At 53.6% G+C, this 25171-nt stretch carries 28 protein-coding genes and 1 tRNA gene; 13 read left to right on the top strand and 16 right to left on the bottom strand.

Going from position 1 to position 25171, the window contains the following annotated elements; genetic code table 11:
* The gene (locus SynSYN20_RS12295; protein ID WP_370586734.1) at positions 1 to 204 is read left to right on the top strand and encodes a chlorophyll a/b-binding protein; all 204 of its coding nucleotides are present in this window, start codon (positions 1 to 3) and stop codon (positions 202 to 204) included.
* On the opposite strand, the gene SynSYN20_RS12290 is transcribed toward SynSYN20_RS12295, so the two are convergent.
* The 4 genes from SynSYN20_RS12290 to psbX form a co-directional block, all read right to left on the bottom strand.
* On the bottom strand, positions 205 to 690 hold the full coding sequence (locus SynSYN20_RS12290; RefSeq protein ID WP_186523895.1) for a hypothetical protein: 486 nt from the start codon (positions 688 to 690) through the stop codon (positions 205 to 207).
* Entirely contained in the window at positions 687 to 1214 is a 528-nt protein-coding gene (locus SynSYN20_RS12285) for a Tol biopolymer transporter periplasmic protein (protein WP_186523894.1), read from the bottom strand. The genes SynSYN20_RS12290 and SynSYN20_RS12285 overlap by 4 nt, the downstream gene beginning before the upstream one ends.
* A 23-nt stretch (positions 1215 to 1237) precedes the next feature.
* Complete coding sequence (locus tag SynSYN20_RS12280; RefSeq protein ID WP_186523893.1) at positions 1238 to 2218, bottom strand: Ycf66 family protein; 981 nt, start codon at positions 2216 to 2218, stop codon at positions 1238 to 1240.
* An 80-nt stretch (positions 2219 to 2298) separates the two neighbouring features.
* The gene (psbX, locus tag SynSYN20_RS12275; protein ID WP_011620364.1) at positions 2299 to 2421 is read right to left on the bottom strand and encodes a photosystem II reaction center X protein; all 123 of its coding nucleotides are present in this window, start codon (positions 2419 to 2421) and stop codon (positions 2299 to 2301) included.
* A gap of 100 nt (positions 2422 to 2521) precedes the next feature.
* Between psbX and SynSYN20_RS12270 the strand changes: the two genes are divergently transcribed.
* Positions 2522 to 2842 (top strand): YggT family protein, encoded by a 321-nt coding sequence (locus SynSYN20_RS12270; protein WP_186523892.1) that lies wholly within the window; start codon positions 2522 to 2524, stop codon positions 2840 to 2842.
* A 40-nt stretch (positions 2843 to 2882) separates the two neighbouring features.
* Here SynSYN20_RS12270 and accC read toward each other — a convergent pair whose 3' ends face one another.
* A complete protein-coding gene (accC, locus tag SynSYN20_RS12265; RefSeq protein WP_186523891.1) occupies positions 2883 to 4226 on the bottom strand; it encodes an acetyl-CoA carboxylase biotin carboxylase subunit in 1344 nt (447 codons plus the stop codon).
* 100 nt (positions 4227 to 4326) lie between these two features.
* On the opposite strand from accC, the gene SynSYN20_RS12260 reads away from it, so the two are divergent.
* The 3 genes from SynSYN20_RS12260 (at position 4327) to msrB (ending at position 6180) form a co-directional block, all read left to right on the top strand.
* Positions 4327 to 4408, top strand: a tRNA-Leu gene (locus SynSYN20_RS12260).
* A gap of 29 nt (positions 4409 to 4437) precedes the next feature.
* Positions 4438 to 5724, top strand: a complete 1287-nt coding sequence (locus SynSYN20_RS12255; protein WP_186523890.1) for a glycosyl transferase — start codon at positions 4438 to 4440, stop codon at positions 5722 to 5724.
* Positions 5725 to 5751: 27 nt separating this feature from the next.
* Positions 5752 to 6180 carry a peptide-methionine (R)-S-oxide reductase MsrB gene (gene msrB, locus SynSYN20_RS12250; RefSeq protein ID WP_186523889.1) on the top strand — a complete coding sequence of 143 codons (429 nt, stop codon included), beginning with the start codon at positions 5752 to 5754 and terminating at the stop codon, positions 6178 to 6180.
* Between the two features lie 20 nt (positions 6181 to 6200).
* On the opposite strand, the gene SynSYN20_RS12245 is transcribed toward msrB, so the two are convergent.
* The 3 genes from SynSYN20_RS12245 to SynSYN20_RS12235 are packed head-to-tail and all read right to left on the bottom strand — an operon-like array spanning position 6201 to position 11560.
* The gene (locus tag SynSYN20_RS12245) at positions 6201 to 7421 is read right to left on the bottom strand and encodes a PRC-barrel domain-containing protein (protein ID WP_186523888.1); all 1221 of its coding nucleotides are present in this window, start codon (positions 7419 to 7421) and stop codon (positions 6201 to 6203) included.
* 60 nt (positions 7422 to 7481) lie between these two features.
* The gene (smc, locus tag SynSYN20_RS12240) at positions 7482 to 11087 is read right to left on the bottom strand and encodes a chromosome segregation protein SMC (protein WP_186523887.1); all 3606 of its coding nucleotides are present in this window, start codon (positions 11085 to 11087) and stop codon (positions 7482 to 7484) included.
* A 50-nt stretch (positions 11088 to 11137) separates the two neighbouring features.
* Positions 11138 to 11560, bottom strand: coding sequence for a hypothetical protein (locus tag SynSYN20_RS12235; protein WP_186523886.1), 423 nt, complete (start codon positions 11558 to 11560; stop codon positions 11138 to 11140).
* 45 nt (positions 11561 to 11605) lie between these two features.
* Here SynSYN20_RS12235 and SynSYN20_RS12230 point away from each other — a divergent pair, with 45 nt between their 5' ends.
* On the top strand, positions 11606 to 12031 hold the full coding sequence (locus SynSYN20_RS12230; protein ID WP_186523885.1) for a hypothetical protein: 426 nt from the start codon (positions 11606 to 11608) through the stop codon (positions 12029 to 12031).
* Complete coding sequence (locus SynSYN20_RS12225; protein ID WP_186523884.1) at positions 12031 to 12429, top strand: phage holin family protein; 399 nt, start codon at positions 12031 to 12033, stop codon at positions 12427 to 12429. The genes SynSYN20_RS12230 and SynSYN20_RS12225 overlap by 1 nt, the downstream gene beginning before the upstream one ends.
* A gap of 10 nt (positions 12430 to 12439) precedes the next feature.
* Here the strand turns inward: SynSYN20_RS12225 and SynSYN20_RS12220 are convergent, their stop codons facing one another.
* On the bottom strand, positions 12440 to 13594 hold the full coding sequence (locus tag SynSYN20_RS12220; RefSeq protein ID WP_186523883.1) for a class I SAM-dependent RNA methyltransferase: 1155 nt from the start codon (positions 13592 to 13594) through the stop codon (positions 12440 to 12442).
* Positions 13595 to 14317: 723 nt separating this feature from the next.
* Here SynSYN20_RS12220 and SynSYN20_RS12210 point away from each other — a divergent pair.
* The gene (locus SynSYN20_RS12210) at positions 14318 to 15385 is read left to right on the top strand and encodes a tyrosine-type recombinase/integrase (RefSeq protein WP_186523882.1); all 1068 of its coding nucleotides are present in this window, start codon (positions 14318 to 14320) and stop codon (positions 15383 to 15385) included.
* Between the two features lie 568 nt (positions 15386 to 15953).
* On the opposite strand, the gene SynSYN20_RS12205 is transcribed toward SynSYN20_RS12210, so the two are convergent.
* Both SynSYN20_RS12205 and SynSYN20_RS12200 read right to left on the bottom strand, forming a co-directional pair.
* Positions 15954 to 16346: a PspC domain-containing protein gene (locus SynSYN20_RS12205; protein ID WP_186523881.1), complete on the bottom strand. Its 393-nt coding sequence runs from the start codon at positions 16344 to 16346 to the stop codon at positions 15954 to 15956.
* A 158-nt stretch (positions 16347 to 16504) separates the two neighbouring features.
* A complete protein-coding gene (locus tag SynSYN20_RS12200) occupies positions 16505 to 16771 on the bottom strand; it encodes a hypothetical protein (RefSeq protein ID WP_186523880.1) in 267 nt (88 codons plus the stop codon).
* A gap of 253 nt (positions 16772 to 17024) precedes the next feature.
* On the opposite strand from SynSYN20_RS12200, the gene SynSYN20_RS12195 reads away from it, so the two are divergent.
* A complete protein-coding gene (locus SynSYN20_RS12195) occupies positions 17025 to 17180 on the top strand; it encodes a hypothetical protein (RefSeq protein ID WP_186523879.1) in 156 nt (51 codons plus the stop codon).
* 169 nt (positions 17181 to 17349) lie between these two features.
* Positions 17350 to 17628 carry a DUF1311 domain-containing protein gene (locus tag SynSYN20_RS12190; protein WP_370586687.1) on the top strand — a complete coding sequence of 93 codons (279 nt, stop codon included), beginning with the start codon at positions 17350 to 17352 and terminating at the stop codon, positions 17626 to 17628.
* 347 nt (positions 17629 to 17975) lie between these two features.
* Here SynSYN20_RS12190 and SynSYN20_RS12185 read toward each other — a convergent pair whose 3' ends face one another.
* From SynSYN20_RS12185 to SynSYN20_RS12165, 5 genes are all read right to left on the bottom strand, one after another.
* Entirely contained in the window at positions 17976 to 18398 is a 423-nt protein-coding gene (locus SynSYN20_RS12185; protein WP_186523877.1) for a tetratricopeptide repeat protein, read from the bottom strand.
* Positions 18399 to 18412: 14 nt separating this feature from the next.
* Positions 18413 to 18871 (bottom strand): DUF6636 domain-containing protein, encoded by a 459-nt coding sequence (locus tag SynSYN20_RS12180; protein WP_370586686.1) that lies wholly within the window; start codon positions 18869 to 18871, stop codon positions 18413 to 18415.
* Between the two features lie 283 nt (positions 18872 to 19154).
* Positions 19155 to 19826, bottom strand: a complete 672-nt coding sequence (locus SynSYN20_RS12175) for a hypothetical protein (RefSeq protein WP_186523875.1) — start codon at positions 19824 to 19826, stop codon at positions 19155 to 19157.
* A 218-nt stretch (positions 19827 to 20044) separates the two neighbouring features.
* Positions 20045 to 21100 carry a hypothetical protein gene (locus SynSYN20_RS12170; protein WP_186523874.1) on the bottom strand — a complete coding sequence of 352 codons (1056 nt, stop codon included), beginning with the start codon at positions 21098 to 21100 and terminating at the stop codon, positions 20045 to 20047.
* Positions 21101 to 21303: 203 nt separating this feature from the next.
* Complete coding sequence (locus SynSYN20_RS12165) at positions 21304 to 22542, bottom strand: site-specific integrase (protein WP_186523873.1); 1239 nt, start codon at positions 22540 to 22542, stop codon at positions 21304 to 21306.
* A gap of 325 nt (positions 22543 to 22867) precedes the next feature.
* Here SynSYN20_RS12165 and SynSYN20_RS12160 point away from each other — a divergent pair, with 325 nt between their 5' ends.
* From SynSYN20_RS12160 to SynSYN20_RS12150, 3 genes are all read left to right on the top strand, one after another.
* Positions 22868 to 23218 (top strand): hypothetical protein, encoded by a 351-nt coding sequence (locus SynSYN20_RS12160; protein ID WP_255476266.1) that lies wholly within the window; start codon positions 22868 to 22870, stop codon positions 23216 to 23218.
* Positions 23219 to 23579: 361 nt separating this feature from the next.
* On the top strand, positions 23580 to 23972 hold the full coding sequence (locus tag SynSYN20_RS12155) for a cupin domain-containing protein (RefSeq protein WP_255476265.1): 393 nt from the start codon (positions 23580 to 23582) through the stop codon (positions 23970 to 23972).
* Positions 23973 to 24194: 222 nt separating this feature from the next.
* Complete coding sequence (locus SynSYN20_RS12150) at positions 24195 to 24482, top strand: hypothetical protein (protein WP_186523871.1); 288 nt, start codon at positions 24195 to 24197, stop codon at positions 24480 to 24482.
* Positions 24483 to 25171 lie beyond the last annotated feature (689 nt).

The raw sequence follows: 25171 nt of genomic DNA, 5'->3' as shown, positions 1-25171 counted from the left end.
ATGGATCGCGTTCCTGAGGAGCCCTCCTCAACGTCGACCGCTCCAGAGACCAGTGCCACAACAAAAGATGTGCCTGCCTTTGGCTGGAGTGCCTACGCGGAGCGGATTAATGGGCGCTTCGCCATGATCGGATTTTTAGCTGTGCTGCTCACGGAAGCGCTCAGTGGTGACACGTTTTTGCATTGGGCAGGGCTGATTCCCTAACTAGGGGAGGCGAATCAAGTCCACATCCCAACGCCCTCTTCGGCTCACCTGAACGGCTAACAGTCGGCCATTTTCATTGAGGCTGACCGAACGGGGCACCCCAGGAGGATTAATTGGCAGTCGTTGCAAAGCGCTCACACTGCGTCGGTAGAGCATTAATTCGGTTCGCTCTTCGCGTTGGCGGACCAGGGCGATCCTCTGACCATCACCACTCACACTGAGGCTGATGGTTTGGGAATCGGCCTGATTGATTCCATTGAGTGGCGCCGGTGTGTCGTTGCTCAGGTCAATAAGCTCCACACGCTCTCTGCCGTTGCGACTGGCCAGGCTGGCTAGCCAACGTTGTCCCATCGAGGGCAGACGCCGGCTCTCGGCGCTGCGTCGAAGGGATGCCCCGACCCGGGACATGGGGCGGATGCCGTTTTGACTGCACCCCAAAGCGACGAAGCAAAGCAGTAAAGCCGATGTGAGGCATCTCTTTTTCATCGGTTTGGTTCGCTTGGAGTGCTGCGTCGCTGGCCTCCAGGTCCGTCGGGCTCCAGTAATCCGCTCAGGTCAATCACTTCGACTCGCCAACGCCCTTGATCCGCGGTTTGAATCGCCAGTTTGCGTGCATCAGGAGCGAGGCTGACCTGCACAGGATCTCGACCGGAGGGCAAGCGTAGGGGGTGAGCTTTGCCGCTCAGGCGGTCTTCAATTAAGACCAGTCTGTGGTTGCCGCGTTGGGTGATCACAGCTAAGTAACGGCCGTTCCAGCTCAAGGACGGTGAGCTGTGGGGCTGATGACGCGAGAGGTGGCGCAATCGCAATGAACCCCCACCTTCCACGTTCCGTAATTGGACGGTCGGCCTGCCGTTTTGGTCCTCGATCACGGCTAACAACCGCCCGTTACCGCTCAGGGCAGGGTCTTGTTGTTGTGGTGAAAGCAGGCCAGATGGTGCTCGAGTTGAACGACCTTCACAGGCCAGCACTCCCAGTGCGAGCCACACGAGGAGGAGGTGTCGGGTCATGCCGGGGTGAATGCTCAGGCTGATCAGTCGTCGAAGCGGGAGCTGTTATCCCTTGGGCGGGAACTGCGAGGAGGAGTGCGGTTGCTCTCACGTGTCGTCGTTGGCCCTTTTTCAGACCCTGGATTGCCGCTGATGAAGGGCGAAGAGCTCGAGGGTTGACGCGTGCTTGGGGAGTAAGCGGCATCTTCGGGTTCTCGTCGCAGTGGGCTGCCTTGAGGAATGCCAGGTGGTCCCTCTAAGCCACGACTGCTGCTGCGCGCAGTTGCCGCCCCGCGCTGATTGATGCCAGCAGGCCCAGCAGAGGCTCGGGAAGAGGGCTCAGGTCTTGATGATGCAACTGGGGTAGGTCTGGAACCTCTGCGCTGATCCTGGCGTTGGCTGCGGCGCTCCCCAAAACTTGGGCCACTCGGTGCAGAGTCTTCATTGCGGCCGAATCGGGCCATGCGCCGATCTCGCTCGCTGCTCTCTGACCAATCGGAGGAGGGATCGGGCCGCTGACGGCTCCGACTTGCGGCCTGCTCGGGAATCGCAGCTCTGGAGGTGCGACGGGGGCGATAAAAATCCTGTTCAGGCCTTTCATCTTCATCAGAACCCTGACCGCCAAACCTGCGTCGAATCGGCTGAGGTTCGTCGAAACGCTCGTAGGGATCGTCATAACCACCTCGCAAGCCTCCGCCTCCAGCGGGGCTTGCGGCTTCAGGTTCGTCATCGAAATAGGCCGAGCGTCTGGCCTGTTCCGCTGAAATCCCCCGAAGGCGCACGCTCTCGTAGGCAAAAAACACGGTGGTTCCAGCCAACAAGAATTGCCCAAACTGGAGAATTGGATCAAGCCTCCAGCCCTGGAAGAAAAGAATTCCTCCGCAGAGCAAGCCGATCGCCGCGAAGAACACGTCGTAATCACGGGCGAGAGCGGGCTTGAAGGTGCGCATGAAGTAGAGCAGTGCTCCCCCCACAGCCAGCACAATGCCAACAATGCTGGCCCAATTCAGACTGGCATTAACCACAGTGAAGCTCTCTGATAAGGACCTGCGTGGAACCGAAGCTCGGGTCGAGTGAGCTCAGTCTACGGAGCGTGAAAGGGTCTTCAAAGTTTGCGATCAACCTGGTCGGTTTGGCTGAGAAAAAAGAGCCCGATAGAAGCAGGGATCACAACGATCGCTACACCAGCAACAAGGCTGGTAAGAAAATTGGAGAGGGAAGGCGTCATAGGGGATTAGGACCGAATGCGTACAGCGAGGCCTGATTGGCTGCGATCCTAGGGATCAGGGTCAAGTTTCTACGATGACAGCTCCATTGCTTAGGGCTTTGTGACGCCAACGCTTATCGCCATCCTTCCGCTGCTCAACGTGGCACTGGGTTTGCTGTTGGCCGCATGGACCCTCACCTTCCTGGCGCGCATCGTGCTCACTTGGTACCCCCAGGTGGATCTTTCCAAAGGCTTCTGGCCCCTTGTGGCCTGGCCCACTGAGGCGATTTTGGGGTTGACCCGCCGGGTTGTCTCTCCCATCGGGGGCGTGGATGTCACTCCCGTGATCTGGGTTGGGCTGCTCAGCCTGCTGCGCGAACTGTTGGTGGGCCAGCAGGGGTTGCTCTCACTGGTGCTGCTCCGCGCCCAGTCCATCGCCTAAATCACTCTTGGGAAGCAGTGCCCGGCATCGGTGAGCTGCCTTAAAGCATCTCCTCTTCGACGAATTTGGTGTGCACGTCACCCCTTTGGAATTCAGGGCGGTCGAGCATGCGCAGATGGAAGTCCACCGTTGTTGGGATCCCTGTGATGGCGCACTCGTTGAGAGCTCGTTTCATGCGTGCGAGTGCAGCAGGACGATTGGGCGCCCAGATGATCAGCTTGCCAATCAGGGAGTCATAGAAGGGCGGAATGTCGTAGCCCGTGTACACGTGGCTGTCGACCCGTACTCCAGGGCCTCCAGGAGGCAACCATCCAGTGATCCGTCCAGGGGCTGGCCGAAAATTGTGCTGCGCATCTTCGGCATTGATTCGGCATTCGATCGCATGACCGTTCATTTGAATGTCTTCTTGGCGCACGCTGATCGGTTCGCCTCCGGCGATGCGTAGCTGCTCAGCAATCAGGTCGATACCCGTCACCATTTCCGTGACGGGATGTTCGACCTGAATGCGGGTATTCATTTCCATGAAATAAAACCCACCGCTTCTGTCCAGGAGGAATTCCACCGTTCCGGCCCCCTCGTAATTGATGCTTCGCGCCGCTGCCACTGCTGCATCTCCCATCTGACGACGCAGCTCAGGGTCGAGGGCCGGGCTTGGCGCTTCCTCGAGAAGTTTCTGATGACGTCGTTGGATCGAACAGTCCCGTTCGCCGAGATGAACCACGTTGCCGTGCCTGTCCGCGAGGATCTGCACCTCGACGTGCCGGGGACGGTCGATGAATTTTTCCATGTACAGCCCCGGATTCCCAAACGCTGCATCGGCTTCCCCTTGAGCCGCTTTGTACAGCTTCACCAACTGATCAGGACTGGGGACGAGCCGCATGCCACGACCGCCGCCTCCAGCGGTGGCCTTGATCATGACGGGATATCCCATGGCAGCAGCGAGCTCAGCAGCTGCCTCCGGGTTGGGTAACAGGCCTTCGCTACCAGGCACCGTTGGCACGCCAACAGCCTGCATGGTGGATTTCGCCGTTGATTTGTCCCCCATCGAGCGGATGGCGTGGGGAGAGGGGCCGATAAAGGTGATGCCGTGATCGCGGCACATCTCGGCGAAGCGGTCGTTTTCCGCCAAAAACCCATAGCCGGGGTGAATGGCATCCACACCGCGAGAGGTGGCTGCCGCCAGGATGTTGGGGATGTTGAGGTAGCTCTTGTTGCTAGGGCCTTCGCCGACGCAGACCGCTTCATCAGCGAGCTGCACGTGCAGTGCAGAGCGATCCACGGTGCTGTACACCGCAACCGTGCTGATGCCGAGTTCACGACAACTTCTCAGAATTCTTAGGGCAATCTCGCCGCGGTTGGCGATCAGCACCTTGCCGATGGGCATTCCGCAGCATCCGAGCCAGCGCGGATCGTATCAGCGGTTGGGACTTTTAGGCCTCTCGGTATACTCATCCATCGACGAGCCTTCTTGGCAGCGTCGCCACGCGGATGTGGTGGAATTGGTAGACACGCACGTCTAAGGAGCGTGTGGCTTCGGCCTTGCGAGTTCAAGTCTCGCCATCCGCATCATTCTTTCCCAGCCCCACCGGCACTGAGTGACGTCACACACCAAGGACCAAACCCTGGCTGTTGTGTTTGTCTCCAACGGCCCCGGTGAACTCACGACCTGGGTTCGCCCCCTGGCAGAACAGCTGCATCGCCGCCTACTGATGCGGCCCAGGGCTCCTGGATCGTTATTGAGCCTGCGGCTCGTGTTGGTCCCCTGTCCCAATGCCACCGGAACAGAAGCCACAGCAGCCTCCCGTTGGGGTTTGTTTGATCGCATCACGCTGGCCCGGCAATTTTGGTTGTTGTTGTTCAGGCCTTCTCGGTTTGGGGTATGGCCAGACCGCGGTGTGGTGGTTTTTTTAGGTGGGGATCAATTTTGGAGTGTGTTGCTATCAGCTCGGCTGGGCTATCGCCACATCACCTACGCCGAATGGGTGGCGCGTTGGCCGCGTTGGAACGATCGAATCGCCGCCATGGCACCAGCGGTGCGGGATCAGCTGCCCAGACGCTTTCGCACCCGCTGCCGTGTGGTGGGCGACTTGATGGCGGATCTTTCCAGCCATGCAAGAGAAGAGGCTCCACTCCCATCGGGTGAGTGGGTGGCTTTGTTGCCTGGTTCGAAACCGGCCAAACTCAGCGTGGGTGTTCCGTTTTTACTTGAAACCGCCGATCGTTTGGCGGCTCAACGCCCTGGCTGCCGCTTTTTATTGCCGGTGGCACCCACCACCACCGTCGAAGACTTGGAGCGTTACGCCAGTCGCTCGAATCCGATCGCTGCTTCGTATGACACCAATATTGCTTCGATTGAACCGGCTCGATCGGGCGAGGGATTGCGGCGGTTCATTACGCGCCATGGCACGGAGATTCACTTGCAGGAAAACCCTCCAGCCCACGGAGCCCTGAGCCAGTGCCAGCTTGCGCTCACCACGGTTGGAGCCAACACGGCTGAACTCGGTGCTCTTGGGGTGCCCATGATCGTGTTGGTGCCTACTCAGCATTTGGGAGTGATGCAGGCTTGGGATGGTTGGCTTGGGCTCCTGGCCCGTTTGCCAGGACTGCGGCGTCTGATCGGTTTGTTGCTCAGCGCCTGGCGTCTCCGCAACCACGGATTGATGGCTTGGCCGAACATCAGCGCAGGTCGCATGGTGGTTCCTGAACGAGTGGGTCCGATCACGCCTGAGCAAATCGCCCTAGAGGCCGAGTCTTGGCTTGCAACCCCGGACAGGCTGCAGGGTCAACGCGATGACTTGCGGGGCCTTCGCGGTGAACCTGGTGCCGTTAGAGCCCTTGCTGAGGAGGTTCAGGAACTCTTGCCGTTGGCTCTTTCCGACTAGCGTCCCCGCCAGTCAAAAATTTGAGTCATGACGAGTGCGCCAATCGCAGGTGGAGATCGGGTGGAACGCACTCCTGAGGAATGGAAGGAGAAACTCAGCCCAAGCCAGTTTCAAGTGGCGCGTCAGGGCGGTACTGAAGCTGCGTTCACTGGTTCCTATTGGAATCACAAGGAAGACGGCATGTATCACTGCGTCTGTTGTGATGCGCCTCTGTTTAGCTCCAGCACAAAATTTGAGTCTGGTACGGGCTGGCCAAGCTTCTGGAATGGTGTGACCGAGGGTGCGATTCGCACCCATGAGGATCGAAGCCATGGGATGGTTCGAACCGAGATTCTCTGCTCACGTTGTGATGCCCACTTAGGGCATGTGTTCAACGATGGACCTGCACCCACAGGGCAGCGCTACTGCACGAACAGCGCTTCACTCGAGTTCAAAAAAAGTGATTCATTGAGCTGAGGAGTGGATGATCCCTGGCTTTACCAGGGATCATCCAGCGGTTGGCTGTCCTGATCTTGGGGAGAGTGACGTTCGATGGGTTCGACATCCAGTGGTTCGCCGGGGCGTTCGATCGGACGACGTGAAGCCGGTCTTGGACGCTGCTCGATGCGAGAAGCTGCATCCCGTTCCTGATATTGCGCTGATGTGCGCTGGGGTTCTTGGTAGCGGTCTTCGCGCTGAAACGGCTCGGCTTCGCGAAAACGCTCTGGCTTCGGTTCCGGGAACCTGCTGGCTTCGCGGTAAGGCTCATTCAGCGGCTGTCTTTCATCAAACGGCTGATTTTCATTGAACGGTTGCCTCTCATCAAACGGCTGTCGCTCGTTGAACGGCTGGGGCTCGTTGTATCTCTCAGGTTCGCGGTACGGCTCTTGATAGGAGTTGTTTCGCTCCTGCATCGGCGCCTCATCGAGGTAGCGACGCTCACGCGTGTTGTCACTACGACGATCTTCGAGTTCGACGTACTCAAGTTCCCGTTCCGTTTCGAAGCGTTGTGAATCGGAAGCCTCCAGCATCCTGGGTGCCTCTTCCACCGCTTGCCCTGAACTGAGCTGGTTTTCGACAGGGACGATGTTCACCCTGTAACGCTCCCGTTCCTGCTCCTCCCAGCTCGGACCTCCGACTCCCAGTTTTTCCAGAACGCCGCTGCTCAGTTGTTTGAGTTTGTCTTCGGCGCCCTCGTAAACAATGATTCGGTCGGCTCCACTGCTAACGATTTCACCAACAGGGATTTCCCAGGTGCTCAGTACTCCTTCTCCCAGGAGGGGGACGCCAACAGCTCCCATCACAAGTGTGGTGAGTTCGCCCGTCTCGATGTCGAAGGAGAAGCCCAAAACGCGGCCGAGTGTTTGCCCCGATTCCGTAATCACTTGGCAGTTGATCACCCGGCTGTATCGGTCTGGGGAAAAGCCCTCGCTGAGCGAGTCTGCGGAATCAACAAGGATCACATCGCCCACCTGGCGAATGCGATCAAGGGGCATCCAACGGGGGAGTCCCGGCAAGAAACGGGTGAGCGGGTTATCTCTCAAGCCGAGGGCGACCACTTCGCGACGGTCAATATCCACAACCACTTCGCCGACAACACCCAGGCGTCTGCCGGAGTCGCGGGTGATCACTTGGGTCCCCATTAATTCCGAGCGAAGCCACAGCCTGTCGCTGGGGACGGTTGCCAGTGGGTCGTTGGGGGACGGGGACGAGCTCAAACGCAGGCCTCAGCCGAAGCAATTCGACTCATTTTGACGCAAGGCCAGGGAGCCCGTTGTTCAGGCTGCATCGGGTAATCCCACCACCTGGGTATGAGCGCCACGCGCTTGGGTGACACCAATGGTGCGCTGTGAGGCGCCAATCATCGGTCGCCTGTGGCTCACGACAAGGAACTGGGCTTGTTCGGCTTGACGAGCAATCAACGCCGCAAGCCGCTCCACATTCACGCCATCGAGGAAGCTGTCCACCTCGTCGAGGGCATAAAACGGTGAGGGGCGGAAGCGCTGTAGAGCAAACAGAAAACTGAGTGCTGTTAGTGACTTTTCCCCACCAGACATCGCCGCCAGGCGGCGCACGGCCTTTCCTTTCGGGTGAGCGACCAGGGTGAGCCCTCCCTCGAGGGGGTCATCCGGATTGTCGAGTTGCAGCTTGCCGTCGCCCTCGGACAGGCTTGCAAAGATCTCTGAGAAATGCCCATCCACGGCTTCAAAGGCTTCCATAAATGCCTCTTGCCTGAGTGTGGCCACCGTTTCAATCCTTAGGAGCAGTTCCTCGCGCTCCTGGCTGAGCACATCCAGGCGTTCTCCTAGGTCTCCAAGTCTTTCTTCCAGTGCTGTTAGTTCTTCGAGGGCCAGCATGTTGACCGGTTCAAGGGCTTCCATTCGTTTCAGAAGTTGTTGCAGCTGTTCCTGCAGTGCCGCAAGGCCGGCATTGCGGATCTCCTCTGGGATCTCTGGAAGGGGGTTGGGCAGTGTTGGCTTGAGTTCCTCTAGGCGGATTCCACCGCTGCGCAGTTGCTCTTGAATCGCTTGACGCTCTTCCTGCAAGCGTTCAAGTTCCCAGCGGGCTTGCTGGAGGTTCTGTCGCAGCTCGGCCACTGAAGCCTCTGCTGCATCCCGAGCGCGACGCTCTTCCCCAAATTTGGTTTGGAGGATTTGTTGCTGGCTTTCCAACGTCTGGCGACGTTCTTGCAGCTCCTTTTGTTCGTTACGCCAGCTTTGATGCGCTTCGGCGAGTGCTGTGACGGCTAATTGGAGGGTGTTTTCTTCCTCTTCGATGGCCTGTTGTTGGTCACCGATTCGGGTCTGCGCCAGCTCGCGTTCACGCTGATGCTGAAGGCGATCATCACGATGGCGGCGTGCCTGCTCTAAGGCGGTGTCCGACTGTTCGAGTTCAGTCTGGAGTTGTTGCCAATTCCCGGCATCGGCCTCGGCTTGAACTTTTCGTTCCTCTGTGGAGATTCTTTCGAGTTCGTCCAGTAGAGGGGTGATGGTGGTTTTGAGAACTTGGAGCCGCTGTTCCTGTTCCGTGCGGTTGGCTTGAAGGCTGTGGAGACGCTCACTGCGTTGGCGGCAACGCTCCAGCAGTGGTCCATGGGCTCGCTTGGCTGCTGTTCTCTCCGCATCGAGAGCCGCTTGCCTCTGTTCCAGCTGACGCAGCAGTGGACGTTCGTGCTCAAGAGATTGGAGTAGTCGGCTTTCTTCGCGTCTGCAGGCGACCAGGGTCTCGCCGAGCTCGAGCAGCCGCTGCCGGAGGGGATCGGCCTCATCGCTATCACTGCTCACCCCGAAACTCAGCCCACCGCTGCGCTGGCTGAAGCTTCCACCCGTCATCGCGCCACTTTTTTCGAGCAGTTCGCCTTCGAGGGTGACGGCACGGAAACGCCCGAGCTGTTCTCGAGCACTGCCTAAGTCGCTGAAGACTTGAGTGTCGCCAAAGACATACCCGAACACGTCGCTGTAGATCGGCTCGTAGCGGATCAATTCCACTGCGCGACCAATGAGGCCGGCGCCATTGCCTCCCTCCGGTCGGCGGCCACGGGCCATCGCCGCGCCACCACCTGCGGCCTGCGAGCGAATTTTGTTGAGGGGTAGAAACGTTAAACGGCCTGCTCGCCTGCTTTTCAGTAGGTCAATGGCACGGGCTGCAATCCGGTCGTCATCGACGACCACCTGGGCCATGCGCGCTCCGGCCGCAACCTCTAGAGCCAGGCGATGACGATCTTCCACTTCACCGAGTTGGGCGACCGCTCCATGGATGCCATCCAGTCCCGCCTCCAGCAAGAGGCGTAAGGCTCCCGTGCCGCGTGTTTCCTGTAGGGCCTCCCGTCGACTCTCTAAACGGGCGATTTCTCGTTCCAGGCGGGTCTGTTCCTCTTCAAGCCTGGTGCGGGTGCGTTGTTGAATCGCAACGGCTTCAGCGCGTTCTTGCAGCTGTTCTTTGCCGCTGCGCAGGCTTTCCAGCAGCGATTGCCACTCCTGCTCCAGTTGTTCCAGCTGGTCTTGGACCTCACGGTCTTCGGCACCGGCTTCGTCACGCTCCAGCTGCAGCTCGGATTGACGAGCTTCGTCCTGACGCAAACGCTCGTGTAGTTGCTGTTGCTCCTCCTGAAGAGGCGTGAGTGTGGTCTGCAGGTCTGAGCGGCGTGCTGCCCGTTGGCGTTGCTCATCGAGCCAGGCTCCAGATCGTCCCGCGACATCGCCGAGGCGCCTGCGGGAGATTTCAACGGCAGCTTCGGCGTCGCGGCAGGCTTGCTCGGCGGCCTGGAGCACTTCTGGGTTGTTGGCTTGTTTGAGGCCTTCGCTATCTGCTTGAAGTTGGTGACGGCGGGAGGTGAGGTTGTGGCGCAGCCCTTGTAAGCGTTCTCCTTCTTGCTGATGTTGCGTGGCTTGACGTTCGAGCGCGCGATTCTGGGGATCGAGGCCGGCCAATTCAGCCTGAACGCTGAGCAGTTGGTCTTCGCCTAGAGCTTTGACGCTCTCCTGAAGGGTTTGCAGGCGTGCTGCTTCTGCAGACAGGGTTGCTTCCTTCTCGGTGATCGACGCGCTGTCGCGGATCTCCTTTTCGCTGAGGTGTTGTTGGCGGGCTTTGAGCTGCTTCAGCTCCGCTTCCGCTGCTTCGAAGGCCAGCACCAGCTCTTGCTGCCTGCCACGCTGCACCTGATCGCGTAGGTCCTGATAGGCCCGTGCTTTCGCGCAGTCCTTTTCAAGACGTTGGCGCGCGGTGAGTAGCTCCTGTTCAACGATGCGGCAGCGATCTTGTCGCTCTTGAACATCGTCAAGTTTGCGGCGGCTTTGTTCGATTCGGGTGTCGAAGAGTGCCACACCCGCAAGCTCGTCAATGAGGCCGCGGCGGTCCCGATTGCTCATCGAGACAATCCGAGTGACGTCGCCTTGCATCACGACATTGCTGCCTTCCGGGTCGATGCGTAATCGGCGCAACTGGGTTTGCAGCTGCTGCAGGTTGCACGGCTCCCCGTCTGAGCTGTAAGTGCTGCTGTACGAACCTCCAGGCATCACGCGCAGCTTGCGGGTCACCGTCCATTCATTGGCATCCGCTTGAATCCAAGGACCCTCTTCAGGAGGTTCAATCCCCTCCTCTGCGGCATCAGGCTTCCAGTCGCTCAGATCAAAACGCACACTGACGGTGGTCTCAGCCGACTTGCCTGCTTTGAGCATGCCGCTGTTAACCAGATCGGGTAAGCGATCGGCACGCATCCCACGGCTGTTCGCTAGACCGAGGCAAAAAAGGACGCCATCAAGAATATTGCTCTTTCCAGACCCGTTGGGACCGGTCACGACAGTGAACCCGGTCTCGAGGGGGATGGTCATCGCCCCACCGAAGGACTTGAAATGGGTCAGTCCGACCTGATTGATATGGACCAACAGGTGACACAGCTGTCAGCAATTCAAAACTAGCGAAGCTTCTGAAAAGCTCAAGGGCTTGGCGCCGGTCTGTGATCTGCCGATGAATGCAGCCGGCATTCGCCATCGGCCAGTTCGAGAGTTAGTGGGTCTGGTAAGTGCAGTGCGGCAGTGCCGGTTAGTTCAACTCTGATCAGCTCTGTTGGATTGTCTGGCAGGACCCCTTGGAAAGCGCCACCCACAATCCGGCGTCCCCAACCGCGTCCTCCAGACACAGCCGCTGAGGTTCGTTCAAGCCAGATCAGTCGGTGCCTTGGCAATGGGATCGCTTGAAGGCTGGGGCCGTTTGGAAGGGGCATACTGCTCAGTCGCCAGGTGCGGCAGCTTTCTCCATCCTCAAGGAGTAGATCCACATGCCTGGATGCCGGATCATCTGGAGCATTCGTGTGCTCAAGGAATAGGTATCGAGACAGTTGCGTTGTGATGGGTGTCATCTTCTAGACACCATCTCTAGTCTGGGAAAGGCGTTATCCCTATTCATGGACTCAGCTCCATCCCAAGAGGAAGACAAGGCTTTTGCGCAACGGTTTCGGGATCATTTTGAGACTCTCGTTCCTGAAATTCAGCGGCGTTGGCCCGAGGTGACGCATCAAGCTTTAGAGGCCACCAGGGGCAGTTTCGATGAGGTTGTGCACTTGATTGCCTCCCAAGGCGATCGTGCGGTTCAAACCGTGCAGCAACAGCTGGAAGATCTGATGCATCATCCCGGTGAGAGCGTGCGCAGTTTTGCCGACACCCTTGAGCCCCTTGAGGAGCAACTTGAGCAGCTGCTGGATGATCTCAACTCCACCTTGCGCCCCAAGATTGAACGGCCCGTGCGGCAGCGGCCGCTGCTGGCGTTGGCCATCGCTGCTGGGGTTGGCGTGCTCGTCGGTGCCCTGCTGACCGGAGGTCGTCGTTCCTGATGAGTGAACTTCCAGGATCTCAAGAGAGCCGCCCAAGGGGTCTCGGCGCTGCAGGTCGAGTGACAGCGCTAGCCAGTTCGGTGATGGACCTGCACGTCCGTATTGCTCTGCAGGAAGTGAGTCGCGAGAAACGTCGCCTGATCAGCGGAGGTGTGTTTTTGGCCATGGGCGGAACCTTGATGCTCCTGGCTCTTGTGGCTGCTGAAACGGCTTTTGTTGTTTGGTCGTTGACTGCTTTCAACTGGACGTTGCTGCAGTCGTTGCTCACCCTTGCTGTTTTGAATGTGGTGATTGCTGGAGCGAGCCTGCGGATTGGAGGACAGCTGGCGAAGGGCCCTTACCTGCCCCAGACCCTTGAAGGCTTGTCCAAAACCACCCGTGCCGTGATGGGGCGTTGATCGGTCTCGGCTAACGCACTTGGTAATGGAGCCAACGGCAGTCGAGCCCTCCGTTGTTGATGGGGATGCGTCGGGATGCTCTCATCCGGAGTGCTCCCGTGACGCCGGCATTACCGCTAAGCAGCCAGAAATCCCATCCTGAGGCTTGGGTTTTCACCATTGCTCCGAGATCGCCATACAGCGCCTCGAGATTCTGATCGGCTCCGATGCGTAATCCATAAGGCGGATTGCAAACGATTGTTCCTGGTCCTTCTGGCAACTGGAGATCTCTGAAATCTCCCGTTTGGATGGAGATCAAGTGGGAAAGGCCAGCGGCCTCTGCGTTGTTGCGAGCCTGTTTGGCGATCGATGGATCCTGCTCGCAGCCAATGATCATGGGCTGGAATTGACCTTGCTCTTGGCGCTTGCATGCGCGTTCTTTTTCCTCTCTCCAGAGGTCGTCATCAAAATCAGCCCAGCCTTCAAGGGCAAAGCTGCGGTTCATCCCTGGGGCATGCCCTGCAGCCAGGGATGCCGCTTCGATCAGCAGGGTCCCTGAACCACAGAGGGGATCCACGAGCGGAGTGGTTCCTGTCCAACCGCTCAGGCGGATCAAACCAGCAGCGAGATTCTCTTTAAGCGGAGCATCCCCCATTTCGGCGCGATAGCCGCGGCGATGGAGACTGCCGCCCGATCCATCGAGACTTAGCACCCCGCCCTCTCGATCGAGATGCACATGCAGGCAAACATCGGGTTCTTCGAGATCGATTGAGGATCGCTGCCCCCAGATATCGCGTTGTCGATCAACGATCGCGTTTTTGACCTGAAGTGCTGAATAGTGACTGTGATTGAGGCCTGGAGCCGTGCCGGTGACATCAACGCGGAAACTCATCGAGGGATGTAGCCAGCGTTCCCAGTCCAGTCCTTCCTGAATTCCTGAATACAGCGACTCGCGTCCATCACACGGGAATCGGGCCACTTCCCGGAGCAATCGAAAAGGAAGACGGCATTGCAAATGAAGCCGATAGAAGCAAGCCATATCTGCCTCAAATGCGGCCGCCCTACGCAGCGGTTTGACTGCTTTAGCCCCTAAGGCAAGAAGCTCAGCCACTCCTGCTTCCTCTAAACCTTGAGGTAGTACGGAGACACCTTTGATGCGCTCAAAGTTTGCTTTTGTTTTCTTCATTATGATCGCTCGCTTTTGCCAATGATTAGTAAGGTATCTGAACCTTAAGCCCTTGTCGCCATCACGTGGTTCGAGGGCATTCTGCGAAAGCCACTTTTAGGAAAAAGCGGAATAGAGATGCGATTAGGTGTTCTAAATGGAGTCTTAGATTGTGCTTAGGACCTGCAGGAGTCTTGGATTTGGCATATTAATTGCTGTCTTATTATAATTCGAAATGGTAGCGTAGGGGTGCCAAGGCTTCATGCCCGAACTGGAAAGCTTCTAAGTGGTGAATCGCAATAGATTCTTTATGCTTATTGGCTTTATTGCTTGCTTATGTGATAAGTAAGTAATTTTTGGCATGTTCAATCTTGATGCGTGATTGCTTTCAGGGCTTGCTATGGCAGAGCGTTGCTCCATCCGTGCATCTGCTGATTCAGCGGCGATGCCATCTCTCGTGTTGGATGCCAGAATGACAAAGTCCGTTCTTGAACGGACTAGGTGGTCCACACCGGTGTTTCGGACAGCGGTTCGATTCCGCTCAGCTCCATTCTCCCTTCGGGGCTGCAATGGTTTCGACGGGGCATAAGGAGGGTGACTGAAGCCTGCTCGGTAAGAGCAAATCCCGTAACTGCGAACAACATCGTACGTTTCTCCCGTCAGACAGCCCCTGTTGCTGCCTGACCCTATTAAGGGAGATGGGGTGAAGTCAGCCTTATCACCCAAGTGACTCGTGGGGGTGGAATGCCCCCTCTAATCGTTACTGCTGCAGATGATCTGGTAATTACGCCAGAAGCCAGTAAAGCGGTTTCCGACAAATCTTCCGACAAGCTTCCTGCGGTGTTCGTGGGGCTGGATAAGGCGGAGGCTTTGGCATACGTCAGTCGGCTCTTTGATGCCGCTCATGCTGGCGCTGTCCTTTGGGGGGACAAGCTCCTCCTAAAACGATTCCTTGATCAGTGCAGTCGCACTGGTTCTCAGGAAACCAAGGATGGTTATCGGCGAGAGCTGAGGCATTTCACAGGCTGGAGAGATCAGCACCATCCCCACCTGCACCTGAGGGAGTTGGACCCTGCACTTGCTCAGGATTGGGTGTCACAGCTGCGGGAACAAGTTGAGGGTGGCGCGCTGATGCCGCGTTCTTTTAATCGACGGATCAGTGCCGTCAGCGCTCTCTATCGCTGGGCCGCGGAACCTACGAGATCAGCTGTGTCAGGAGTGCCGCGGAACCCAATCCCCCAAAGAACAGGAATGTCGGCACCAAAGCTGGCCAAGCCTCTATCTGAGTCTGATCTGACATCAGTTCTTGGTGTAATTAGTGCCCAGAAGTTAAAGGGTTCAGCTATCGCGGCGCGTGACTACGTGATGGTGCGTGGGTCTTATTTGTTGGGGTGTCGCGTGTCTGAATTGTGCAGTCTCTGTTGGCAGGACATTGAGCGGTTGGAGGATGGCGGGAACATTCAGCTCTTGGGCAAGGGCAACAAACCACGCACCATTCGCATCAGCTCTGCAACGCTGGAGTTATTCGAGTCGTTGGGCCGCGGCAAGCCTGATGGCTGGCTGTTTCCATCCGATAGGAGAGATGTCCCATTGACCCGTCAGGCAGTTGCTGCTCGCATGGCGAAATGGGGAAGCGCAGCCGGAGTACGGCTTTATCCGCACCGGTGCCGTCATACCCACGCGACACATGCAATCAGGAGAGGTGTCGATGTCTTCACGCTTCAAACAACCCTCGGACACAGTTCATCTGGGACGACTGCTCATTACGTTGCGGCAAACCCAAAAGACAGCAGTTCATTGAGACTGGGATAACAGCACACTCAATAGTTGATAACAGCCTGCCTCAAGCATTTTTCGACTTTGTATGTATCGCGACAAACATGTTCGTTGCGATACATGATCCTTGCTGCGGCGGCGACGTGCTGCTCTCACAAGGACAGATGACATTGGGGGCGGAGTGAGAAACCGCTCTTTTTTTATGAGTAGACAAAAGAAAACCCCGCCAAAGGCTGGGTTTCTTGGCTTCTTGTTGGGCGTGTTGCCTAGTTTCCACTCCGTGAAGAAGCCCTCTTCACAAATGAATAATGCCTCAGAAATCCGGCTGAGCAAGTCCCTCCGTATCAGTTGATTGACTGATCTGCAGGCACCTCATCATCGTGGGAGAGGCCAACTCCTCACAAGGTTTGGCTCCTCACACCCCCTGAAGAAGGCTTAGTCGCCTTCTTTTTTTATGCCTTGACTCATCCTTTTAAATGAGTGGCTCTCACCCCAATGGGCAATCTCGCCAAACTGCTCTGATGTGGCAGCAGCAGCCTGATTACGCCCGATACAAAGAGAAGTCCGGCGGTGAGGGCTGTGGAGTGATTCTTTGTGGCGAAGATCAGCCGTTACCACTGTCTAGAGCTTTCTTCCTTAATTTGTCATACTCCTCAGCCGATATGAGATTCCTCTCATGGAGCTGCTTGAAATAGGAAAGCTCTTTTTCAAGTTTGCTCTGCGTTTCTGAAAGATCAGCTGAAGCAGTAACTCTTGCACTTCCACTATCACTACTTAAGGACATCTTTCTTTTGCCTTTCTTTGCCTCTTCAACAGTCGCGACCTGTGGTAAAGCTATTGCCATACCGATATAGACAGCGATTGGTAAGAAGAAAACGGCTCCTATTAGCAAAAAGAAAAGCCTCCAGGCTGTGGCTGAACCCCGATCACAGGCTTCAAGTCCGCTACAAACGCCTGAAAGATTCGCGCCCTCTTTAACACGGACTAATTCGGACATCGATTCATACTTGATACGTTACCAAGATGCTCGCGAAAACTATTGGTGTCAATGAGATATGACTCAGGCGCCCTTGCCTGCTGATCGGTCAGGCCATTGGCCGGCCTTCGGCTTATGAGCCCGACTGACTCAGAGGAGCTGCATTCGTAGCACTGCCATCACGACACACCGTGCCTCCGGCTGAACTCCTCCAGTACCTCAAGAAATTCTGATTCCTCTGGTGGGTCATCAAAGCGTGTGGCGCATTGCACGCAGAACCTGATCCAGGTGTTGGCTGGTGCATCGCCTGAAGCGATCACTAATGAATAGGCGTTATCGAACTCAGCACCATCTTGCAGCATCTCTCCGATGCATCGATACAGGGCATCCATCCCGTCGATTTGGGGGTCAGCAAATACAGCGCGGATTTCTTCTTTAGTTGCCATAGATTCGATTCTGGCAAAGGAAACACCTCGTACTAATCAGTTCATCCCAGCTGATTGCACCGACTCCACCGTCCACCAATTTCCTGCCGCGAGCGGGGTTTTATTGCATCGGGGAATGCTTCTAACCCAATAAAAAACTCCGCAAGGCAATGCTTGTAGGAGTGGGTGATGGGGAACTTGTAGCATAAGTTACATTTTAAGTTAGACGTGATTATTGTTACAGCATTGACCATTATTTATCATTGGATTATTGATGACGCTGACTCTGCTGCAAGAGCTACTGATGGCACTACGAGCGAATGACGCTGATGGCTACAAGTCTTGGCTTGCGCTTGGCATCGAAGAGCTTGGAAGGGATGTAGCTGCTGAGGTTGAGTCTGAGTTGATGGTTCCCTTGTTAGTGGAGTAAGTCCTGCAATAAATTTTTTTACTCAGTAGGTCGCTCTAAGCGAGCAATAGGTGAGTTCACTACAAACCCCACTAGGTCGCTGCACTCCAAGACCGAGTGCGGGATGCTGTGCATTAGCAAGTCCTAGAAAACAATGAGAGCACTTCTACTGCTGATGTTGCTGCCGATGATGCCAGCGAAGGCAGAGCAACCAGACATCAAGTGCCCGGGCAACAACACCGTTGAGATGAGATGGTGCGCCTCCAAGAGTTTGGATGAGTCCAAGGAAGCACTTGAGAAGAAACTCACACCAGAGACTGTTAAGCAATGGAGAGAGGCAACAATGGAAGTCTGCTCTGCTGCCTATAGACCTTATTTGCAAGGAACCATTTACCCGCAGATGGTGGTTGGGTGCGATGACCGACTCAACAGAGTTCTGCTTCAAGAGTTCAGAGGACTAGGCGAATGACGTTCTTACTCCCACTACTCCTTTCACTTGCACTACCAGTGATGGCAGCACCCAAATACAAGATCCAAGTAAGAAATCAGTTCGGTGGATGGCAGCAGTATCAAACCGTTCATCACCTTCCCTCTGCCGCAAGGACAGCACAAACCAAGGCAACTCAATCGGGTAAGCAATACAGGATTGTTGATGAGAACGGAAACCTTATGGACCTCTTCTATCCCTAACCAGAGAACCTTGTTTGGTAGTTCATCTTTGCCAATGCCTTCTCTCTTACATACTTCCTGTATTGACGTGGGTTCCACTGCTTGAGAAAGGTGGAGAACCTCATCGTGTGATGCCAGGACTGACCATTAACACTGCTTCTTGACCCATTCAGCAGGCTGTTTCAGTCCGAAATCTGCTGCTTTTCTCCAATCATCACATGCACCTTTGAGATCATTTACCATTTCCCTGGCAATACCACGATTCAGATAGGAATTGGTATTCTGAGAATTAATCTCTATTGCCTTATTATAATCAACAATTGCTCCTTGATGATCTCCTGAATCATACTTGGCAAGACCACGATTGTAGTAGGCAAGAGCATCCTGAGGATTAATCTCTATTGCCTTATTCCAATCAGCAATTGCACCTTGATAATTGCCTACCTCGTATTTCTCTACTCCTTGATTGAAATACTGAGTTGCCAATGGGTTCGCGTTTGCAATAACCAACGGAGATCCAAGAGCAAGCACAGACAGTGCAGCAGCAATGGCAGTAGTCCTGCGAGACATAGAAGACAATATACTTATCTAGGCACTGGCTTATTGAGGATATAGAACTCACGGTTTAAATGCAGTAAACCACCACTTGTATTCGTGCATGTAAGCCCGATCTTTTCGGAGATGCATGTAATTGTACCGTCTTCGGGACGGTCTGCAAAGGTTAACTTACTTCCATATTGCAAAACAGGACCTGCACTTCCAACCAATGTATCTGAACTCCCTATGGCTTCTGCAGGGCCATTACCAGGAATCATAAATCTATTGCCATGAGAACCATTCTGATCTCCTTGAATCCACTCCTTCCAGGCATGATGGGCAACATCACATGAGACAGATAAGGGGATTTTGGTCGAAAAGTCATGCCTCCTAACACACCAAATATTTTTAGATGGTGTGGTGAAAAATTCATAGTCATTGTCTGCAAAAGCAGGCATGGCAGAAATACATATTGAAGCTGTAGCAAGTGCTGTGAATAGTTTCATTGGGCAGATCATGACTTAGCTTGAGTATCTCAAGCCGTAGAGATAGTTAATCAGGCGGTAAAAAGGCTATGCCCGCTCAGGTGGTGAGCTAACAGTTCGGTTGTCTTAATTATTGTTCAATGCCGCATGATAGTCAGTTTTTTTCGTCTGTCACGGCTAATGGCAACTACTCTGCTCGATGTTGAGCGCGAAAAATTGCATAAGTGATTCAGGACAAAGGGCTTTGGAATAGAGACTAAGACTTAATGCTGATTCAAGGGATGCTTTTGTGACGATATACAAGTTAATTACATGTCCAGATCCCATCAGTGTATTTAATTCCTGATCCTTGATCGGAGCAGCCCTTTTTAATCGAAGCCGGATCGAATTGAGTCTTTTGATTTACTTCTTTTTTGTCACTGCAATACCAGCCTGCACCTAAAGAACCCTTGTTAGCAAAGCCGGGAGTACTGGAGCAACCTTTATGGATATAAGCCTTCTCAAGGCATTCCCAGCTTTTACTATTAGCTACATAGCCAACGTAGTTCTTGTCGTTTGTGCAGCCCTTGCGGATATTGCATTTATCAAAACTAGTATTTGTATTGACAACTTTTGCGTCTTTGCAATACCAGCCAGCTCCCATACTGTTTTTGTTATCACTGCTGTATCCAGCACCAGCCGTGCAGTTTGGATGTATAAAGCATGGGTCGTAATTCCCATCAACAGATGAAGAGTCAGAGTTATCGTTGCTTGAGTCAGAGTTATCGTTGCTTGAGTCAGAGTTATAGTTATCCGAGCTTGAGTCTGAATTTCCGTCATTAATTTCAAGTTCAGGCTTTCCTCCCCCAAGTTTTAAATCAATTCCGATTTCAGCAGAAGCCTTAGGGATTGAGGAAAAACTTAAAACACTAAGAGCCAAGCAGGCTGTTAAGTTAATTGCTCGCATTATGCTAATAAGCTTTTCATGATGATTCACGGATTATACATTTATTTAATAGAGAATAACGTGTTAAATCATGGTTTGAAACAATGCATATTGACTAGTCGATCAAGTAAAGCGATTGCTGATTTCAAAAGTTTTTGACAAATCAGCAAAGGAGAACTGGGAGGAGAGTGATTTACTCTAAATGTACAATTTTTTCAATTATATTTTTCACGAACGATAAACAAATCTTTCTCCTCTGCTTCTTCTTTCTACCAAGGGCTTCCGTATGGCTCTAGTTTCCATTGGCCTAACGATTTCATTGTCTTAGTGCTGTTGTCTAAGGTATAACCTCTAACGTCAAGATATTTATTTCCATTGTCTGTTCTTAGATTCATCCAATAAAGATTCATTTGTGGAGGCCAGTATGGATCCATTGCTCCTTCATCTCCATTTTTTGCCTTGTCTTCAGCCCATTGTGGGGCGCCACTTTCGTTGTCCCAATAACATTTGACACCTGGGGTATTAGTCTGTGTAAACAAGCCATTAGTTGCATCTCCCTCGTTTTGGTTGGCTCCTCCTTTGCCGATTCCTGTGCATACCCAAGGAAATGTCATCATATAAAGAACTGGCCCTTTACTGTTAGGAAAAGGGTTTCGAACGTAGGTAACTGCATTCTCTGCACTTTGAGACCAGCCTCCTGTCGCTGCTGATAGAAAAATATCTAAATTAATTTGGGTGGATCTATCTCCCCATTGCCATACGCCGGCTTCGTAATTCTCGTAAATATGGCCAGTACCTGGATGCTTGAACTTGCATTGTCTGCGGTTGGAGTTTTTATCGGTTGTATGCGAAGCCACTTGGTTGACCGTTATTCCACCTTGGCACCAAACCTTTGATTGATCTTTTGCATACCCGTAAAAACGCTCTAAGAAGAGAACATCACCTTTGCAATCTGGCATGATTCCGGCTCCATCGCAGCCGTGAAATACCCAATAACTAGTGTCTTTAGTACCATTACCCTTGTTATACATCCAAGCTTGAGATTGATATGGCCCACCAGCTACATCTTTGACTGTTTTTGACGTGCAAAAACTATTTTTATTTCCTCCGAGCCCATTTGCATTATTAAATGACCAAGGCTTGTAGGCAAATGGCGTGCAACTCATTTGATCAAGAGCGTTCCCTGCGGTGCTACCGCCGCCGCACCAAGCCTGTTTTCCCTCGTTTTTGCAGTATTCAGCATGAGCTGGTGCAGCCAGTGAAATCGCTCCAGCGCCACATGCAAATAAGACAATACTCAATAACCTTTGAAGCTTAATTGTCATCTAACGCTTTCCGTTAATTAAGTCATACCATGAATCATGGCTATCTGGCTCAAGAATGTGCTATTTGTTTATATTCATTAGACTATTTTGGGCTGTAAGTCTCCAGCGAAGGTCTGTTACATCAATCTTAAAACGATTACTCGCCTCCCCTAGTTCTTCCTTCTCAGAAGCCTGCTCGATATATCGAATGGCTTGTATACGATTTATCTTTGCCAACCTGCTGGTTCAGCTGCTGAAGCAAATGCCTTTGCTGTGGTTTGTTGGGATTCCCAGCGGTAAGCCCTGGCATGAGCTTCAAGGTTGTGGCCCATAGCGGCGCAGATCGCACCTAGTTCGATTTTTTGACGATGGCAGCGCAGGCTGAATGTGTCCCTGAAGCTGTACGCCCGAAGCCATTCACCACGGTCTTCGCATATTTGTTTGAGTTGGTTCCATTCCAGTTGTCGTTTCAGGAAGGTTTCGACGTAGTGGCCATCCAGTTTTCGTGGTTCACCGTCATTTCCCAGCGGTAACTCAAGAAGACCCGCGTGCATTTGCTCGATCACGGTCCATTTGATTAGAGCGCCATCGCTGTCTTGCAGCCAACAAGGCTCTAACTGTCGTTGAGATGTTTGGCTCCCTCCGCAGGTTTTCTCATAACTGCACCAGAGCCCGAGGCTTTTGTCCTCTCTTGTATTTGGAGAGAGGTATTGCAGCTCAATCGGACGCAATCCAAATAGGGTCAGAATCCGCAGCACGTTCGCCCAACGGTGATTCCGATTGGCGATGCCGTCGATCAGGAACTGAAGCTCGGTGTCGGTCAGTGTTGCCTTACGGCGTTTCTTGGCTGGTTTTCCGCGCAGCTCTTTGATGTCTAATGCCGTGATCTGCCAAGACTTCGCTGCTCCAAATCGTGAGATGGCGTGATCGCTGAGGTTGCGTAGCGCGATGCAGCAGGCAGCCCTTGATGGTGCTTTTCCAGCCCACTTAGTCAAGGTGTTCTTAAGCAGAGTATGTCCATCAGTAGCTTCTCCTGAATTGATCAGACGCAGTGCTTCGTTGATATACGGCTCATAGTTGTCACTCCAGGTTTTGGCCAGAATTTCGTTCCGATGGTTCATCAGAACGTCGCGTAGACCCTCAGCTACCTCTTCCCAATTCACGCCTATGCGCATGGTGGTGCTGTTGCCTTGGGCTATCGCGATTGCAGCAGTAAGCGAATCAGTACTGCCTTCTAGAAGAGCTTTGGCTGCACGGTTAATCAGCAGCGTTGCTCTATTGACATTTCCCTGCTCCCAAAGAAGTGGAAGACGTACGGCTTGAGCCTTCCCCTTAGAGGGGCGAAATCGAACCTGTATCTTTCCGCCAGCATTGCTGACGGTCCAGCTTTCGAGGCCAGGCGTAGTACGTATGGATGACCGGAAGTTAGCTTCCCAGGGTGAGCCCACATTGGTTTTTGGCATGGGTCACTTCTGACTTGCCCGTGACAAAAGCGTGACATAAGCGTGACAACAGGTCAATGCAGGTCCGTATAAGTCTTTATAGAGCTTAGTAGCAGCAATGAGTTTGAGTGATGATCTTTGATATGTCGCTCGTATCACCCAAGTGACTCGTGGGGGTGGAAGGCCCCCTTAAACCATTCCGTCGGAAGCAATCTCGGAATTACGCCACAGGCGCCCGAGAGCCATCCAGACAGCGGATCCAGACAATTCCCAGCGGTGTTTGCGGGGCTGGATAAGGCGGAGGCATTGGCATACGTCAGCCGCCTATTCGATACCGCCCAAGCAGGTGCAGTTCTCTGGGGGGGGGGGGGGTGACAAGCTCCTCCTGAGGCGATTCCTCGATCAGTGCAGTCGCTCCGGCTCAAAGGAAGCGCAGGACGGTTATCGGCGAGAGCTGCGGCACTTCACCCGCTGGCGTGATCAGAACCACCCACACCTGCATCTACGGGAGCTGGATCCTGCGCTTGTTCAGGACTGGGTGTCCCAGCTGCGGGAACAAGTTGAGGGTGGTGAGCTACTACCGCTTGTCAGCTCGCATTGGGAAACCCATCAGACAACAGCGGATGCTCAGACACCTGGGCATCGAGATGTGGATCAACCTGCAGAAAATTGGTTGGGAACGCTGCACGTTGCCTAACTAAATCCTCAATTTTGGAATAGCAACAAAGCCGAAACTGACTACTTCAGCGGGCATCACCGTTAGGAATAGTCAAGGTGAGCCTCTCACCAAGTTCTCAGACATGCTCCGTGTCTCTCTATGGCGCTATTGGCTTCTGCCAGATCTCATTCTGCATTGCAGGTGCAGTCAACAAGGTAGGAGAAGTGTTGTGTTCTACGCGCAATGGAGCCAATTGGTAATTCGATAGATTTTGTGCCTACTTCAAGTATCTTATGTTTATAGAAAAATATACCCTTTATCGATGAAGCTATTACGTGCCCTAAGCTGTTTTCTCATCTTCTCCTCTGCATTAAGCCTCAGCAGTTTTTCTCGTTCGGTGATGGCTCAGGTCGAACCTATCGAAAAGATTAACGGAAAGAATCTACCCGGTTTGATCAAAGGATTACGCGACAAGAAAACTCTTATTGATGATATAAGGCACGATGGACAAAGAGTTTTGGCTGCTCGCGGCACGCGACTTCCTGGTACGCGTACTCCGATTCATGTTCACGATTACTCGGGTCTGACCTGCGTTATTTCAGGACAGATAACAGATTTTATTGAAGGTAAGAAAGATCGAATCTATGGAGCTGGAGACTGCTATTTCATGCCTGCCGGTACACCAATATCGGCGGCTAATCTTGGTAGTGAGCCAGTGATTCTTGTTGACATTTTCGTGCTTCCCCCAGGTGAGGCACCAATGAAAGTGATTGATTCTGAGCTTTCCAAGTAAAATAACAGGCTAAATATTCACTTACCCCGCCACGAGCGGGGTTTTTTATTGCCTCACTCCTTTGGGGGATAGCTCAGCAGCAAAAACCCCTCAGATGGGGGATTCGGATTCGTTCCGTTTCCGCGATGGTGAATACATCGAGGGGCGACCTTCACACAACACCTGAATCAAATCAAACTTTCTGCTTTTGTCGCTATCGCTGCTGTTATTGGAGGTTCTTATTTGATTCCCGTACCAGCGGTAGCTGCTGACTGCAGTGCAATGAAAATAGAAAACCAGATAGAAGACCAGCGTTCTACTAACGAGCTTCTAGAACTTCAAGCGGCTAATAGAACTGCATCTAGACAGCAAAGGGAAAACGCAATTTCATCTGGGATGCGACCACAATTAGCTGCAACCTCGCAGGAATTTGACGACGCATTTAGAGCTATTGCTGAGCAAGACTTATGGGCAAGCCAACAAAAAGATAAGTTAAAACGCGATTCAGAATTTAAAATACAGTGTATGTAAAAATAAATGCATATTGGTCGGATACATATTTAGGAGCAATGGAGGAAACTGCAATTATCAATTCAAGTCGGGAAGCCTGAAGCCTTATGGCTGAGAGCAATACAACACCCGCAAGGGAAAAGCAGGGGGCGTGTGTGTCGCTATCGATCTCCCGACCAAGCAATGTAAAAATCCAATCAAGGAGAATATCTTGAACGATCAATCGTGGAAGAAGACTCATCTAACAGATCCCGACAGAAAACCTCTTGCTGAGTGCCCTCACTGCGATTGGAAAGCTTACTCAGTTATCGAAGCATGGGGCAAAGCTTCGCACATGTGGGAGTGCCACGGCGTCCCAGGCGAGTTCACCATGAATGGGAGAAGAACTCAATACGGACCAGATTCAGCAGACCCTGCTCCAGAGGACACAGAGCTTTCAGAACACCTGATTCTTTTAACCTTCCAAATCTTATTCAACGCATCACTCCTAGCAAGATCACAGCAATCTTCTTTCTTGGTCTTGGCACACTAATTCTCGTAGGAAATTTCACCTTTGCTCCTATCCACATCCTCTGTGCTGGAGGCTTCATCGGCTTTTGGTTCTGCGCCGCTCTTGTCGAAGGTCGCTACTGAATCTATGAACAAGGATTATTCCCACGCAGACCCTTGCAGTGAATGCGGGTCCATCGTCAAATGACGCTCATGGCTGC

The sequence above is a fragment of the Synechococcus sp. SYN20 genome, from assembly GCF_014279555.1.
Classification (GTDB): domain Bacteria; phylum Cyanobacteriota; class Cyanobacteriia; order PCC-6307; family Cyanobiaceae; genus Synechococcus_C.
Note: the sequence above shows the minus strand (reverse complement) of the source record. Positions and strands in the feature narration are given on the sequence as shown.